Origin of the sequence: Halorientalis litorea, assembly GCF_023028225.1 — an archaeon.
Classification (GTDB): domain Archaea; phylum Halobacteriota; class Halobacteria; order Halobacteriales; family Haloarculaceae; genus Halorientalis; species Halorientalis litorea.
This window is the reverse complement of sequence record NZ_CP095482.1, coordinates 2761975-2777422: the sequence shown is the minus strand read 5'-3', so window position 1 is coordinate 2777422 and position 15448 is coordinate 2761975. Positions and strand designations below refer to the sequence as shown.

Below are 15448 nucleotides of genomic sequence, written 5' to 3'. Positions count from 1 at the left end.
GCCCGCCGCAGGGCGGTGGTCGAGCGTGACCGAACAACTCATCGAAGACCTGCTCGCGGGGAAACACCGCGCGCTGGCCCGCACTATCACGAAGATAGAGGACCGGTCGCCGGGCTACCGGGACCTCGTCTCGGCACTCCACGAACACACCGGCCACGCTGATGTCATCGGCATCACCGGTAGCCCCGGGGCGGGCAAGTCCACGCTGGTGGACAAACTGGCAGAGGCCTACCGCAACCAGGGACAGACCGTCGGCGTCATCGCCATCGACCCGTCCTCGCCGTTCACCGGCGGGGCGGTGTTGGGCGACCGCATCCGTATGGCCTCGAACGTCGGCGACATGGACGTGTTCTTCCGGTCGATGTCAGCCCGCGGAACACTGGGCGGTCTCTCGACGGCGACGACGGACGCCGTGAAGGCTCTCGACGCCTTCGGCAAGGACAAGATTCTCATCGAGACGGTCGGTGCGGGGCAAAACGAGGTGGACATCGTGAAGACGGCGGACACCGTCGCCGTCCTCGTCCCGCCGGCCAGCGGCGACGACGTGCAGATGCTGAAGGCGGGCATCCTCGAAATCGCGGACCTGTTCGTGGTCAACAAGGCGGACTTAGACGGGGCCGACCGCACAGTTCAGGAACTCCGCGAGATGCTTGAGATGCGCCGGAACGACCTCGCGGTAGCGACGGGGCACCACGGCACGGTCGAGACGGACACCGGGGGCGGCTCCGGGACGGGCGACGCCGACGACGAAACCGTGTGGGACCCACCAATCGTCGAAACGGTGGCGAAAACCGGCGACGGACTCGAAGACTTACTCGCGGCCTTCGCGGACCACCGCACGTTCCTCGAAGCCTCCGGGCAACTGGTCGAGAAAGAGCGGGACCGCTACGCCAGCGAGATACGGGCACTCATCCGGGAGGACACCGCCGCCCTGCTGGCCGACGAAATCGAGGCGCGTGGCGGGATGGAGCAGTTCGTCGACCGGGTCGCCGACCGCGAGACCGACCCCTACGCCGTCGCGGACGAAATCGTCGGCCCCATCGTCGACTGCGTGGAGTCACAGCGGCACTGACGCGAGTTCCCAGTCTCTGGGAGCGCGACGTGTCCTTATACCGACTCATATTGTACAACGAACACAAGAGCACAGTGGAGGTCGGCGACGGAACCGGCCGCAACAATTCGAGACAGACGCGATTCCGAGACACTACATATGTGCGACAAACACAAGACTGGCGGACGAGCGGGCGAGCAGACTGACTGTAACTATCACCTGGGACGGCGGCGCGTCCTCGAAGGCGTCGCGGCGGCGGGAGCCGTGTCACTCGCCGGGTGTTCGAACCTCGGCACGGACGGTGATACCGAGGAAGTCCCGTCGGCGGTGACGCTGACGACGGACGACGCCTGTGAAGTCTGTGGGATGATTATTCCGAACCATCCCGGCCCGTCGACGGAGATATTCTACCCCGGCAGGGAACCCTCCGGGCACGAGAACCCAGCGCGGTTCGACAGCACGTGGGAAGCGTTCCAGTACGACTTCGAGCGTTCGGACCGGGGGTGGGAACGCGCCGTGATGTACGTGACCGACTACTCCGCCGTCGACTACGACATCGCCGACGAGGGCGGCGACCTGCTGATTTCGACCCACCCCGAAGCGGACGCCTTCGTGGAGGCGAGTGCAGTCACCTTCGTCGTCGGGTCGGAGGTCAAGGGCGCGATGGGGCGGGACCTCATCGCGTTCACCGACGGCGGGGACGCCGAGTCGTTCGCCGACGAGTACGGGGGCGAGTTGCTGACGCTCGACGAGGTGACGCCGCAAGTCATCGGCCGACTGGGGCGGAACTGACGGCGAGCATGCGAGTCACATACGCGCTCGTCGGTGTCGTCCTCCTCGTCTCGGTCACCGGGATGGGGTTCCTCGTCGACCCCTTCGACGCCAGCGACCCGGACCCGGCCCCGTTCGGCGAGACGCTCACGCTGGGAATGACCAGTGCCGACGTGAACGAGGCAGAAGAGGACGGGTACAGCATCCCACGAGCCGAGGTGTTCTTCTCACAGTACCAGTACGTCATCGGCTACTACGGCGTCGAGAGTGCCGCAAGCCACCTCACGGCCCCGTACACCGAACGCCAGTTCGGGCCACCGCTCGAAGTGCTCGTCACCGACTACAGCGGCACCGAACTCCGACTGTCGGACGGCGGCTACCTCGTCGAGGGGTACAGGGGCGGTGGCGGCTGGATACCGGCACGGACCGCGGTGTTCGTGGTCGATAGCCGCGCGCGCACCCCCGCCGGACCGGCCGTCGTCCCGTTCAGCGACCGGGACGACGCGGAGCGCTTCGCCGAGGGCTACGGCGGTGACGTGGTCGATTGGCAGGGCGTCCTCGCGCGGAGTCAGCGCGACGAGTCACCGACCGCAGACATGGCGCGACACGTCTCGAACCGAACGGAGTGGGCCGACCGACAGGTGACGGCGACAGCCCCGCTGACGGAGCGACCGGTGTCGGTTGTCGTGGGGCGTGACGTACCGACGCTCGCAGCGGCGATAGACCGCGCACCCCCCAACACCACCGTTCGCCTCCCGCCGGGCACCTACGACGGGAACGTGACCGTCGACAAGCCGCTCACGCTCGCAGGTGCAGGCTCGGACAGTCACGTCGCCGGTGACGGGACGGGGACGGTCATCGACGTTTCGGCCCCCCGGTCGGCCGTGACCGACTTGCGAGTCACCGGCGTCGGCCCGAACGGGTCCCGGTCCTTGGCGAACCTCTCTGACGAGGAGTGGGACCAACGCATCAGGGTGGCCTACGGACAGGGCGACGCTGCCGTCCGCTTCGAGGACGCGAACCAGTCGCTGGCGACAGGATTGACCATCGAGACGGACGCCAACGGCATCCTCGCTCGTGCCAGCGACGGCCTCGTGGTGCGAGACTCGAACGTCACGGGTCCGGACGAGTGGCCGGACGGATTCATGGGCGTACTGGCGATGTTCGACCCCGTCGTCGTCCAGAACGTCACGTTCGAAGGGGGCCGCGACGGCGTGTACACGCACCGCGCACACGGCGTCGTCGTCCGGAACTCTCGGATGGAGGGCCTCAGATACGGCGTCCACGAGATGTACACCTCCCGGGCACTGGTGGTGAACAACACGGCACGCGACACCTACGGGGGTATCATCGTGATGACGCGGCCGCGCCGGAACGCGCTCGTCGGCAACGAAGTGACCGACTCCCGTGCGGCAATCACCGTGGCCGGGACGGCGTCGTTCGTCGCCGACAACGTCGTCAGCGACAACGAAATCGGCCTCTCGGTCGCCGCACCCCAGTCGCTCGTGACCGGAAACGTCGTCGTCGACAACGACATCGGGGTCAGAGCCGACACGCTCTTGCCGTCGCTGACCGTCGTCGGCAACGACATCGTCGCCAACCGGCAGGCAGTGAGCGCGGGGGGCGGTCCGGTGCGCATCTGGACTGCCGACGGCCGCGGGAACTACTGGGGCGCGCTCCCGGGCCGCTCGGCAGGGGGCGAGACGCTCACGACGACGTACCGGCCGACAGGACCCATCGACGGCGGGCTACTGGGCACACCCGGCGGCGTAACGCTCCGTGATTCACCGGCGGTGACGCTCCTCAGAACCGTGCAGGACCGACTTCCGGGGTTGCGGGCCAGCGGTGTCATCGACACGGCACCGCTGGTCGACCCGGTCCACCCCGAGACGCTCGACAGACTCAACACCACAGCATGACTGACAACGCACTCGTCGTCGACGACCTCACGGTCACGTTCGGTGACCTCCGGGCCGTCGATTCGGCCTCGGTAACGCTCGGGACGGACACGGTGGCGTGCCTCGTCGGCCCGAACGGGTCAGGGAAGACGACCCTCGTCCGGGCCGTGGCCGGCCTCCTCTCCTACGAGGGAACTGTCGAATACGCCTCGGAGGCGGACAGACCGGTCGGTTACCTGCCGCAAGCACCGGCGTTCCGACCAGAGTTTACCGTCCGTGAGACGCTCTCGTTCTACGCGGACCTCGTGGCCGCCGACACCGACGCGGACGCCGTCGCGGACCGGGTCGGTCTCGGCGGCGTGACCGACCGCCGCGTGAACGCGCTCTCGGGCGGCATGACGCGTCTGCTCGGCATCGCACAGGCGACGGTCGGGGAACCGCCGCTCGTGTTGCTCGACGAACCGTCGAGCGGTCTCGACCCGATGATGACCCGGCACATCTCGACCGTCCTGACCGACCTCGCGGGGGGTGGCCGGACGGTGGTGGTCTCGACACACGACCTGCGGGCCGTCGACCGCATCGCGGACGTGGTAATCGTCCTCGACCGCGGGTCCGTGGCCGCGACGGGGTCGCCCGCGGAGTTGCGCGACCGCACGGACACGGACGACCTCGAAGCGGCGATGGCGGCACTCGTCGGCGGCGAGACGGGGGAAGTCACGACCCGCGAACCCGCCGAGGGGGTGGCCGAGTGAACCGACCCGACCATCTCCTCGCCGTCGCGCAACGCGAGTTCGATACGGTCGTCCGGGCCCGGACCGTCCTGCTGTTGGGTGCCGGGTACGCCGCCGTCCTGTTCGGCCTCGTCGCCACGGCCGGCACGGGCGGCTACCTCCCGCTCCTGCTGGACCTGTTGACGCCGGCGGAGGCTCTCGTCCCCCTGCTCGCGTTCGCGTTCGGGTACCGGGCGGTCCTCTCGGACGCCGACAGCGGCGAACTCGAGACGATTCGGACCTACCCCGTGAGTGCCCCGGCCTACGTCGGCGGCGTCTTCCTCGGTCGGTTGGTCGGGTTCGTTCCCATCGTCGTCGTCCCGATGTTGCTGGCCGCCCTCGCCGTCGTCCTCGGCGGCCCGGCGGAGATTACGGTGGTCGCCGCCCACGGTACCGTCGACGCGCCCGCACTCTACCTCCGGTTCGTCGGGTTGACAGCCGGGTTCGCCGTCGTGTCGCTGGCGGTGGCCGTCGCCGTCTCGGCCGTCGCCCGGTCGGCACGACAGGCACTCGCACTCGCCGTCGTCGTCTTCGTCGCCTTCGTCGTCGGGTTCGACGCGACCATCGTGGCGGCGCTCTCCGGCGGCCTCGTCGATACCGACTCGCTCTCGACGGTGGCGGCACTCAGCCCGAACAGTGCCTACCGGAGTCTCGTGTACGCACTCGCCGTCGGGGAGACGTACGCCCGAAGCGCGCCCCTCGCCGCGCCGTTGCCGGGCGCGGTCAGCCTGCTCCTGTGGCTCGGTGGGTCCATCGCCGTCGCCATCCGCGCAGTCTGGAGCGACTGACGCCGCCCACGTCGCGCAAGACCCTGCCGTTCTTAATACTGCCCGGAGAACGGTCGGCGTGTGACGGGAACCGCCGCGGTCACGTCGCTCGAACCGAGTCCGGTCGTCGAGGTGGCCACCGCGCTCGGCATCGGGGTGCTCGTCGGCATCGAGCGCGAGCGCAGCGACTCTGCAGGCGTGTTCGCCGGGAGTCGGACGTTCCCGCTCTTTGCACTCCTCGGCGCGCTGACGGGCGCGTACTTCCCCTCGCTGCTGCCGGTCGTCGGAGCCATCGTCGGCCTCGTCGTCGTCAGCGCGTACGTCGGAAAGGTCGTCGTCGTGGGCGACCTCGGGACGACGACGACGGCCGCGCTCCTCCTCACGTTCGTCTACGGCGCGATGACGACCCACTCGGCGACGGCCTACACGATGGCCGTCGTCCTCGGCGTCCTGACGACGGCCGTCCTCGCCGCGAAGGGACCGGTCCACGACTTCGCCGACCGACTCGAACACGAGGAGTTCCGGGCGACGCTCCAGTTCCTCATCGTCTCGCTCGTCGTCCTCCCGCTGTTGCCGGACCGCAGTCTCCCGGCCCTGCTCGGACTGAACCCCCGATTCGTCTGGCTGATGGTCGTGTTCGTCTCGGGCATCAGCCTCCTCGCGTATCTCCTCTCGCAGTACCTCGGCACAGAGCGCGGCGTCGGTCTGACCGGCGTCCTAGGTGGGTTCGTCTCTTCGACGGCCACCTCGGCATCGATGGCCCAGCACACGAACGACGAACCCACACTCTGGCCCGTCTCCGGCGTCGCCGTCGTCGTCGCCTCGACGGCGATGTTCCCGCGAGCACTGCTGGAGGTCACCGTCGTCAACCCGGCACTGGTGAGCAGTGTCGCCCTCCCGTTGCTGGCGATGACCGCCACGGGCGGCCTCCTCTCTGGCGTGACCGTCGTTTGGTTCTACACCCGGGAGTCGGTCGACATCGAACTGGAGAACCCCTTCCGGTTGCGCCCCGCGCTGTTTTTCGGGCTGATTTTCGCTGTCGTCTTGTTGGCCTCGGAGCAGGTGAGTATCCGCTACGGTGCCAGCGGCGTCTACGTCGCGTCGTTCGTCTCCGGGTTGGCAGACGTGGACGCGATGACGCTCTCGCTGAGCCGTCTCGCTCAGGACGGGACGGTCACGACGGACGTGGCGGCGACGGGCATCGTCATCGCGGCGGCGTCGAACACCATCGTCAAAGCGGGTATCGCGTGGGTGCTGGGGACCAGAAAACTCGGGTTGTTGGTCACGGGGTCGCTGGCAGTGACCGCGGCCGTCGGTCTCGTGACCGTCACCGTGGTCTGATAAACATATAACCGGCTGTCGACCGTACCACGTAGTATGAAACTCCGAACGGCTATCGCCGGGACGCTCGGTGCTGTCGGGCTGACCGCCGCGGCGAACCGCATCCTCCAATCACGGGCAGGAGACCTCGACTCGCCGCTGGACGGGACGACTCGAACCTACCGCTGGCGGGGCTTCGACGTGGCATACACCGAGGCCGGGGACCCGGAGGACCCCGACCTTCTCTTGCTCCACGGCATCAACGCCTCCGGGTCGAGCCACGAGTTCCGGGGGGTCTTCGACGAACTCGCCGAGGACTACCACGTCCTCGCGCCGGACCTGCCCGGGTTCGGCCGGTCGGACCGCCCGCCACTCATGTACTCGGGGTCGCTCTACACTACGTTCGTCGAGGACTTCGCGACCGACCTGACCGACGACGCGACGGTCATCGGCTCCTCACACGCGGGCGGGTACGCCGCCGTCGCGGCCCAGTCCGTCGATTTCGAGGAGTTGCTGCTGGTCTGCCCGACGACGGAGGGGATTCCCGGGACGCGGCCACTCGTCCGCTCGCTCGTACGGACGCCGCTGCTGGGCGAGGCGCTGTTCAACCTCGCCACGAACGAGCGCGCCATCCGCTACTTCAACGCCGACCACGGCTACTACGACCCCGAGAAGGTGACCGACGAACTCGTCGAGTACCAGTGGCAGACCGCCCACCAACCCGGCGCGCGGTTCGCGGCCGCCTCCTTCTTCGGCGGCTTCCTCGATTTGGACGTGGACCTCGGCGAAGTGCTGGCGGACGTGGACGAACCCGTGACGCTCGTGTGGGGGCGGCAGGCGACCGTCAGCCCGCTCGACGACGGCAAGGACATCGCGGCCGCCGCGGACGCGCAACTCGTCGTCTTCGACGAGTCCGACGTGCAACCCCACGTCGAACACCCCGACCAGTTCGTCCGGCAAGTCGTCCGCGGTGCCGACGTGGGCGCGACGACCATCGAAATCGAAAGCGTCGGCGAGGAACACGAACCCGCGTCGGAGTGACGCCGCGGCGACCGGCCGCCATCCGACCAGTCGGTCGGTTCGGCTAGATGCGAGTCGTCTCTCCCGGTGGCGACAGGTCGCGACCGAACTCGTCGAACTCCCTGATATCGTCCGGTACCTCGCTGGGTAGTCGCCGCTCCTCCCGGTTGTCCGGGAGTGGGCCGGGATGGTCGGCGACCGGTTCCCAACCCGGCTTCACTTTGACAGTCTTCGCCGGGGACCCGACAGCGATGTGGTGGGCCGGAACGTCGCCGCGGACTATCGAGGACGCACCCACCATCGCGTTCTCGCCGACCCGTACCCCGGCGTCTAGCATCGTGTCGTAGCCGAGGCGAACGTCGTCGTCGACGACGGTCCGGTAGTTCGTCACGTCGGTCTGGTCCACCGTGTCGTGGTTGTGGGTGTGAAGGTGACAGCGGTCTGCGATGGACACCCGGTCCCCGAGGACCAACTCGCCGCGGTCGTCGAGCAGGACGTCGTTGTGGACGACGACGTTGTCCCCCATCCGGATGTTGTGCCCGGCCTGAATCTTGATACCGCCGAACAGTCGGAGGCCGTCGCCCGCCTCGGCGAAGAGGTGGTCCGCGAGCAGTTGCCGGAACGGCAACGCGAACGCCAAGTTGTTCGCGAGCGGTGACTGGTCGAACCCGCGCCAGAGGTACAGCAGACACTTCGACTCGCGGAGTTCCGAACGGTCCTGTTCGGCCCAGTGTTCGGTCTCAGTCAGCGCGCTTCTCGGGTCGTAACTCTGGAGGCGGACCGAGGCTATCGGCGAGAGCGAGGCACCCGCACGGTACTGTTCGAACAACTTCCGGTCGCCGAACAGGTCGGCGAGCAGTTCCTGCACGACCATCGCAGTGTCCTCCTCGCCGGAGAGACGCCGGTCGATGGCCGCTATCGCCTCGTCTATCTGGTCTCGGGCGTCCGCCGGAACCTCGACGTGTCGCTTCGTCATGGTTCGCCTTGCCCCCCAGTCCGCGCCGACCGGACGCTTCGGCAGTGTTCAGTTATCGACGGCATTTACCCTGTAATCGTCTCGGTTTCACCTAAGTCTTTGGTATAGTGTAAACATTTACGCCCTCAGAGGAAACGTAGGTGGCCCACTGTCGCAGATAACTGGACGACCGAAGGTCTATCTCTGCTGGAATTGCAACTCCGCGGTACGGGAACGTCTCACGGCGAGAAGGGGTGCGTTCGGGGCAGTTACCGGGGTTCGAAGACGACGAGGCGGTCGCGGTTCGTGACGGTCCGGTCGGTGTCGATACCGACGACCAGTCCGGTCTCCACCTCGTCGTGGTCGACGCCGCGGACTTGTCCGGTAATCGAGACGGGGCCGAAGTCCGCGATGGCAGTCACGTAGGGTGCGTCGTCCTCGAACTGTGGTGTCGCCACGGTGATGATTGTGAACGTCGACACCGCACCGGAGTCGGGGAGCGGCGTCTCCGCTATCTCGCGCGACCCACACTGCGGGCAGACCCGCCGTGGCGGGAGCGACCCGTGGCCGTGTTCGCATTCGAGGAAGTACCCCTCACCGTCCGCGATGGCGTCCAGCCACTCGTCGAACCCCTCGTCGGGAACTGACTCGCTCATTCTGCCACCTCCAGCACGTGAACGGTCGCACTCGCGACCGTACCGCCGGCGTTGTGTGCCACCGCCGTCTCGGCGTCCGCCACGTCGGCGGCGCGGTCGTGCCGCCCCTCGAGGAGTTTCGTGACGCTCACCAACTGCGCGACGCCCGTCGCACCGACGGGGTGACCTTTGGCCTTCAGACCGCCCGAGAGGTTGACCGGCGTTTCGCCGTGGCGGGTGGTTTCGCCGTTCGCGGCGGCGTCGATGGCCGCGCCGTTCTCGTAGATGCCCAGCCCTTCGAGGGCGAGTACCTCCGCGATGGTGAAACAGTCGTGGACTTCGAGGAAGTCGACGTCGGCCGGGCCGATACCGGCGTCGGCGTACGCCTCCTCGGCAGCGTCTTCGGTCGCCGGGGACCGGGAGTAGGCCTCCCGGTCGTGGAGTGCGAGATTGTCCCCGCCCTGTCCCGTTCCAGTGACGGCGACGCCCGCGTCCAAGCCGTGGTCCGCGGCGTACTCGGCACTCGTGACGACGGCCGCGCTCGCACCGTCGGTGATGGGACAGGAGTCGTAGAGACCGAGTGGGTCGGCGATTATCGGCGCGTCCAGCGCGTCCTCGACGGTTATCTCCTGTCGAATCTGTGCGTGTTCGTTCGGCAGGGCGTGTTCGTGGTTCTTGACCGCGACTTCGGCGAGTTGCTCGCGCGTCCCGCCGTACTCCTCGAAGTAGGCGCGGGCCATCAGCGCGTACGCACCGGGGAAGGTCATCCCCGCCCGAATCTCGTAGAGGTCGTCCGCGGCGATGGCGAGGGCGTCCGTCGCGGCGGCCGTGCCGACGTTGGTCATCCGTTCGGCACCGCCGACGAGCACCACGTCGGCCTCCCCGTTGCGGACTGTCCGGACGGCGTCGCGGACGGCGACCCCGCTCGACGCACAGGCGGACTCGTAGCGCGTCGCGGGGGCCTGTAGCCCGACGGCCTCGGCCATCAACGGCCCCTGATGGCCCTGGTGTTCTGCCAGTTCGCCCATGAAATTGCCGTAGAAGAGTGCCTCGACGTCGTCCGGGTCGACCCCGGCGTCGTCGAGAGCGTCCAACCCAGCCTCGGCAAACATGTCCCGTCCCGTCCGCTCGGGGTGTTTCCCGAAGTGGGTTAGGCCAACTCCGGCCACGCGTGGGTTTGACATCACACCCGTTACGAGGTTTGCCGCATTTATGCCTGCCGATGGGATGTTACGGATGCACACTCGTCGCCGTTGACAGGTGGTTCGCGGCTCGAAGGCGCGATTCTGTAAACCGACCGGCAGTTGACGGTGCCGTCACATCCCCATGTCGGTCGCGGGTTCCGGAACCGGCAGGTCGTGGGGTGACACGCCGAGCAGTTCGGCCGCGTGGTCGAGTGCCATGTCGAACCCGTAGTAGCGCTCGAGTTCGTCGCCGTCCGCACTGGGACGGACTTTCAACATCGCGTATCCCTCGATGTTCTGCGCTATCGCCGCCGTCATGCCGTCGCGTTCGAAGGTCAGCAGGCGTTCGGTGTCCGTCTCTCGGTACGTGCCCGTCACTCCGTCCGCCGTCGCCGTAGCCTCGGCGTCCGTCATTACCCGGCATACGGGTTGGAGTTAGTCGTGTCTTCCGGTCGCGTCGAACCACAAAAGCCGTTAGCGGCCCGGGGCCATCGTCCCCATGGCTCGCTGGCTCCAGAGCGGCACCCGCCGAGACGTCTGCATTCTCCTCGCGGGTGCCGACGGTGGCGAACTCCCGGCACAGAAGTTGAAGACGCGGCTGGAACGCCACTACGACGACCGCATCGACCCCAAGCAGTTCTACGGCGCGCTGGACGCGCTACAGCGACAGGGGTTCGTCGCGTCCCGAACGGAGGGGCTGAGCGACGTGTACGAACTGACCGACGCCGGCGAGTCACGCCTCCGGGACCACTACGAGTGGACCCGAGAGAACGTCGACCCGAGCGCGCTCACCGAGTAGAGACGGGAAGGTGGGACGACCGGCTATCCGCCACCGGTCGCGTTGATGTTGTCACCGGTGGTGATGTTGAGGTCCGTCCCTGTCGTTCCGGTCGTTCCGTCGGTCTGCCCGCCACCGCCACCCTGTGCGTCGGTCTGGAGGATTATCGGCGTCCCCTCGTCGTCGGTGGCGAGGATGACCTTGTCGGCAGCACTGATACCCCGGATGTAGTCCTGCCGGAGGACGATTGGATTGTCTCTGAGTGCCTGTCCCCGTATCTCGATGACACGGGCTTCGGCCTCGGCCTGTATCTCCCGGCGCTCTCTCTCGCGTCTGGCCTGCTGTATCTCGAACTCCTTCTGTTGCACTTCCTGTTTGGCGATTTCTTTCTCGTTCAGTGCTTGGTCGTAGGAGTCCGGGAGGTCCACGTCTCTCACTTGGACTTCCTCCAAGACCAGTGCTTCGTCGTCGAAGACCGACTCCAGTTTCTCCTGTGCGGCCATGCCAAGCCGTTCGCGGCCGTCCCGCGTGTATATCTCGCTGGTCTGGATACCGGCCGCCTCGTCACGGAGGCGCGAGCGAACCGAGGGGCGGATGAGTCGCTGTTCGACTTGTCCGACCGTACTCCACTCCGACACAAACCTGGACGGGTTGTCACGCTGGACGCGGTACCGCACGGTGATGTCGATGTCGGCCGTCGTCCCGTTGACCGTCTGGACGGTGACCGCATCGGCCCGTTGTGGCTCCGCACCCTCACCCCGTTGGTTCGCCATCGTGTACGTCCGCGGTCGTATCTCCACGTCCTGTACCGAGTCCTTTATCGGCACGATGATGTGCGCACCGGGGGCGAGTTCGGCACCAGTCACGGCTCCGAAGGACTTCTGGACGCCGACGTGCCCTTCCGGGACTTGGTGGTAGCCACCGAGGAGGACGACGACGACGAACAGGCCGACGATTGCGATGCCAGCCAAGCGGAGGTACCGTCGAGCATCGACGTCGATGTCCGGCCCGGACCCCGAATCGTCCCCGAGGTCGAAGTCGTCGTCTGGGTCGGGTACGTCAGCCATGCGTTACTCCGTTCGCTGTCTCGGTCGAAAGTGTGTGTTCGGGAACCACAGTTCGACTTCGGCCCGAACTCAATTAAGTAGCGCGAGACGAGTCCGACCGAGTGGCGGCATCACTCGCGTCCGGGTAGGTCCTCGGGATTCCGTGGGAGTCGCTCCGGGCCGTTCCCGAACCCGACCCCGAGCCATCGGTAGACGTGGCTCTCGGTGTAGACGTACAGTTCGTCCCACCCCGTAACGCCGCCGTCCGGGAGGTCCGCGACGGCGTCGAAGCGCGACCACTCGGTGTCCGGGGCCGAGAGCGTCCCCGTGTTCTCGCGGTACACGATTTCCGTCACCGCCGTGTCGCCGACGGCGTCACGTACGAGCGTCCGCAGGTCGGCATCGCTACCTTCGTGGTCCGGTGTCGTCTCTCCCGTGTCGACTCCCACACTCTTCCCTGACATACGTACCCGTACTACGGAGAAGAGCCACCTAACACTCCCGGCGCAAATATGTTGTACTTTAATTACAGTCCCGGTGGCTCGAGTCGCCGCGTCCGGCCGTCACTCGAGCAACTGCTGGCCGATGGTGTTGCGGAGGACTTCGCTCGTGCCCTCGTATATCTCGTTGAGTTTGGCGTCGCGGTAGAACCGCTCCATCGGGAAGTCCTTGGTGTAGCCGTAGCCGCCGTGAATCTGGATGCCCTCGTTGGCGACTTCCCGCGAGACTTCCGAGGCGTAGAGTTTGGCCTGTGCGGCCTCCTTGATGAAGCTCTCACCGCGAATCTTCTTGTCGGCGGCGTCGTGCATCAGCAGGCGGGCCGCCCGGGTCTTCGTGTCCATGTCCGCGAGTTTGTGCTGGATGGCCTGAAAGTCGCCGATGGGCTGGCCGAACTGCTCGCGGTCACCGGCGTAGTTCGCCGCCTCGTCGAGTGCGGCCTGTGCGATGCCGACGGAGCGGGCGGCGATGGTGATGCGGCCGCCGTTGAGCGTCTTCAGCGCGTGGACGAACCCGTCGCCCTCCTCGCCGAGGCGGCGGCTCTCGGGGATGCGCATCCCGTCGAAGCGGAGTTCGGCGGTCGGGCAGCCCTTGTCGCCGAGTTTGTCCTCCGTCCCCTCGACGATGAAGCCGTCGTCTTCCTCGGGGCGGACGATGAACGAAGAGATGCCCTTGTTTCCGGCGTCGGGGTCGGTCTTCGCGAACAGGGTCACGGTGTCGGCGACGCTCCCGTTAGAAATCCAGAGTTTGTTCCCGTCGACGACGTACTCGTCGCCGTCCTTCTCGGCCGTCGTCTCCATCGCGGGCACGTCGGACCCGGCACCGGGTTCCGAGAGCGCGAACGCACCGATGTCGTGGCCCTGTGCCAGCGGCGTGAGGTACTCCTCTTTCTGGTCCTCGTCGCCGAACTCGTAGACCATGTTGCCCGCCAGTGAGATGTGAGCGGCGACGATGGTGCCCAGTCCGCCCGACCCGCGTGAAATCTCCTCCAGTGCCATCGGGTAGGCGTGGTAGTCCAATCCTGCACCGCCGTACTCCTCGGGGAATGGCATCCCCATCAGGTCCAGTTCCGCGAGTTCGTCCACGAGGTCCCACGGGAACTCGTCTTCCTTGTCGATTTCAGCCGCGCGCGGCTTCACTTCCTCGTCGACGAACTCCGCGACCATCTCTTGAATCTGCTTTTGCTCGGGCGTCGGGCTGAGGTCCATACCCGGAATCTAGGGCAGTCAATCCTTTACTTTTCTCATCGCCGGGTCAGGCGTCCAGGTGACGCTCGAAGAACGCCCGCTCGGCCGATACCACTTCCTCGAAGCACTCGCCCGTGTACGGCTCGAAGTGGCCAACGGGGTATCGGTCGCGTTCGACGTGGTCGAGTTCGCGGACGAGGGCGTCGACAGAGTCCGCGGGGATGATGCTGTCCTCGGTGGCCTGTGCGACGTAGACCGGACAGTCGACGTCCGCGGCCGCCGTCACTGGCCGGTACGTTCCGACGGTGGCGAGAATGCGAGCGGCACACTCGTTGTCCCAGTCTTCGCCCTCGGGGACGAGCGAGAGGTATCCCGGTTTCGCGTCGGGCGTGTTCAGGACGCCGAACTCGTCGGGGTCGGCGACGATGGGCACGTACGCCGGGCCGCGGAGCGTGGCCCGCCGGAGGGCGTTCCGAGTGAGTGCCCGCTGGACGCCCGCCACGTAGGAGAGGCCGCCCTGTCTGACGAGGTGGAGCGCGGTCCGTCGGCCGTCAGTGAACGGCACCTGTGAGACGACGGCTTCGACGTCCGCCTCGGCGGCGACTTCGACGACGTGGCCGCCGCTGAACGAGGTCCCCCACAGCCCCACCCGGTCGCCGTCGACGCCGTCCAGCGAGCGAACGTGGTCGAGCGCGGCCCGGTAGTCCTCGACGTGCCGACGACCGGAGACGACGTGCCGAGGCGTGCCCTCGCTGTCGCCGAACGTCCGGTAGTCGAAGACGAGGACGGCCATCCCGGCCGCGGCGAACCGTTCGGCGAACGCCGGGAGGCGGGCCTCGCGCTCGCCCCCGAACCCGTGGGCCATCACGACCACGGGCGGGTTCTCGGCGGCCGGTTCGTAGAGCCACGCCGCACATCGCGTCCCGTTGCTCCTAAAGTCTGCGTCGCGCCGTTGCACTGACATGGGGTGGCCCAGTAGGGCAGCCAACAAAGCCGTTGTGCGCGTCTTCGACGGTCCGTTTATATCTGCCCCGTCCCGCCGTCGGTGTAAACGCTTACCCGAGCGGGACCACTCCGCCGATGTAGGAATGTCGCCGACGCTATCCGAGTTGCAGGACGTGCTCGACTGGGAGGCAATCGTGGTGCTCCGGGCCATCGACGACGCACAGGGCGCGAGTGTGGCGTCGGTCACCGAGACGACCGGTCTGGAGCGCGAAACTGTCACGAGTCGGTGCCAGCAATTGTCCACACTCGGGTTGCTAACCGACGCCGAGGACAGCGACGTGTACGAGGTGACCGGGATGGGTCACGGTGCTATCGGCGAGGGGCTGTACGACGAGTACGAGATGGTCGGCGAAGCGGACATCGACGAACTCGCGGCGGAAGTCGCGGACCTGCTGGACCGCCGGGAGACCATCGAGTCCGAACTCGAACGGCTCCGCGAAGACGCCGACGAGATACGGACGCGGGCGCGACAGCAGTTCGGTGACCGCGAGGACGTGGCCGCCGAGTTCGAGTCGCTGCTGGCCGACATCGACGCGCTGGCGGACCGCTTGGCGGAGTAGCCG

At 67.0% G+C, this 15448-nt stretch carries 17 protein-coding genes; 9 read left to right on the top strand and 8 right to left on the bottom strand.

The annotated features are described in order from the left end of the window. The first annotated feature begins 25 nt into the window (after positions 1–25). The 7 genes from meaB to MUG95_RS14790 all read left to right on the top strand — a co-directional run bounded on the left by meaB (position 26) and on the right by MUG95_RS14790 (position 7618). Positions 26–1072, top strand: a complete 1047-nt coding sequence (gene meaB, locus MUG95_RS14820) for a methylmalonyl Co-A mutase-associated GTPase MeaB (RefSeq protein WP_247008996.1) — start codon at positions 26–28, stop codon at positions 1070–1072. A 138-nt stretch (positions 1073–1210) separates the two neighbouring features. Further along, positions 1211–1843, top strand: a complete 633-nt coding sequence (locus tag MUG95_RS14815; RefSeq protein ID WP_247008995.1) for a nitrous oxide reductase accessory protein NosL — start codon at positions 1211–1213, stop codon at positions 1841–1843. An 8-nt stretch (positions 1844–1851) separates the two neighbouring features. Continuing rightward, positions 1852–3741: a NosD domain-containing protein gene (locus MUG95_RS14810; protein ID WP_247008994.1), complete on the top strand. Its 1890-nt coding sequence runs from the start codon at positions 1852–1854 to the stop codon at positions 3739–3741. Further along, entirely contained in the window at positions 3738–4472 is a 735-nt protein-coding gene (locus MUG95_RS14805) for an ABC transporter ATP-binding protein (protein ID WP_247008993.1), read from the top strand. Before MUG95_RS14810 ends, MUG95_RS14805 begins: the two co-directional genes overlap by 4 nt. Continuing rightward, positions 4469–5278, top strand: a complete 810-nt coding sequence (locus tag MUG95_RS14800; protein WP_247008992.1) for an ABC transporter permease subunit — start codon at positions 4469–4471, stop codon at positions 5276–5278. The genes MUG95_RS14805 and MUG95_RS14800 overlap by 4 nt, the downstream gene beginning before the upstream one ends. 60 nt (positions 5279–5338) lie before the next feature. Continuing rightward, complete coding sequence (locus MUG95_RS14795) at positions 5339–6598, top strand: MgtC/SapB family protein (RefSeq protein ID WP_247008991.1); 1260 nt, start codon at positions 5339–5341, stop codon at positions 6596–6598. A gap of 36 nt (positions 6599–6634) precedes the next feature. Then, positions 6635–7618, top strand: a complete 984-nt coding sequence (locus MUG95_RS14790) for an alpha/beta fold hydrolase (RefSeq protein ID WP_247008990.1) — start codon at positions 6635–6637, stop codon at positions 7616–7618. Between the two features lie 43 nt (positions 7619–7661). Here MUG95_RS14790 and MUG95_RS14785 read toward each other — a convergent pair whose 3' ends face one another. The 4 genes from MUG95_RS14785 to MUG95_RS14770 all read right to left on the bottom strand — a co-directional run bounded on the left by MUG95_RS14785 (position 7662) and on the right by MUG95_RS14770 (position 10785). Next, positions 7662–8573, bottom strand: a complete 912-nt coding sequence (locus MUG95_RS14785; protein WP_247008989.1) for an acyltransferase — start codon at positions 8571–8573, stop codon at positions 7662–7664. A 248-nt stretch (positions 8574–8821) separates the two neighbouring features. Then, a complete protein-coding gene (locus MUG95_RS14780) occupies positions 8822–9208 on the bottom strand; it encodes a Zn-ribbon domain-containing OB-fold protein (protein WP_247008988.1) in 387 nt (128 codons plus the stop codon). Continuing rightward, positions 9205–10371 carry a thiolase C-terminal domain-containing protein gene (locus MUG95_RS14775; protein ID WP_247008987.1) on the bottom strand — a complete coding sequence of 389 codons (1167 nt, stop codon included), beginning with the start codon at positions 10369–10371 and terminating at the stop codon, positions 9205–9207. The genes MUG95_RS14780 and MUG95_RS14775 overlap by 4 nt, the downstream gene beginning before the upstream one ends. Before the next feature lie 132 nt (positions 10372–10503). Further along, positions 10504–10785: a DUF7111 family protein gene (locus MUG95_RS14770; RefSeq protein ID WP_247008986.1), complete on the bottom strand. Its 282-nt coding sequence runs from the start codon at positions 10783–10785 to the stop codon at positions 10504–10506. An 85-nt stretch (positions 10786–10870) separates the two neighbouring features. Between MUG95_RS14770 and MUG95_RS14765 the strand changes: the two genes are divergently transcribed. Further along, positions 10871–11170: a PadR family transcriptional regulator gene (locus MUG95_RS14765; RefSeq protein ID WP_247008985.1), complete on the top strand. Its 300-nt coding sequence runs from the start codon at positions 10871–10873 to the stop codon at positions 11168–11170. 23 nt (positions 11171–11193) lie between these two features. Here MUG95_RS14765 and MUG95_RS14760 read toward each other — a convergent pair whose 3' ends face one another. From MUG95_RS14760 to MUG95_RS14745, 4 genes are all read right to left on the bottom strand, one after another. Further along, positions 11194–12216, bottom strand: a complete 1023-nt coding sequence (locus MUG95_RS14760; protein ID WP_247008984.1) for a prohibitin family protein — start codon at positions 12214–12216, stop codon at positions 11194–11196. A gap of 110 nt (positions 12217–12326) precedes the next feature. Then, positions 12327–12659 (bottom strand): hypothetical protein, encoded by a 333-nt coding sequence (locus MUG95_RS14755; RefSeq protein WP_247008983.1) that lies wholly within the window; start codon positions 12657–12659, stop codon positions 12327–12329. A 99-nt stretch (positions 12660–12758) separates the two neighbouring features. Beyond that, the gene (locus MUG95_RS14750; RefSeq protein WP_247008982.1) at positions 12759–13901 is read right to left on the bottom strand and encodes an acyl-CoA dehydrogenase; all 1143 of its coding nucleotides are present in this window, start codon (positions 13899–13901) and stop codon (positions 12759–12761) included. 46 nt (positions 13902–13947) lie between these two features. Further along, complete coding sequence (locus MUG95_RS14745; RefSeq protein WP_247008981.1) at positions 13948–14844, bottom strand: alpha/beta hydrolase; 897 nt, start codon at positions 14842–14844, stop codon at positions 13948–13950. 124 nt (positions 14845–14968) lie between these two features. Here MUG95_RS14745 and MUG95_RS14740 point away from each other — a divergent pair, with 124 nt between their 5' ends. Next, positions 14969–15445: a septum formation initiator family protein gene (locus MUG95_RS14740; RefSeq protein ID WP_247008980.1), complete on the top strand. Its 477-nt coding sequence runs from the start codon at positions 14969–14971 to the stop codon at positions 15443–15445. The last annotated feature ends 3 nt before the right edge of the window (positions 15446–15448 follow it).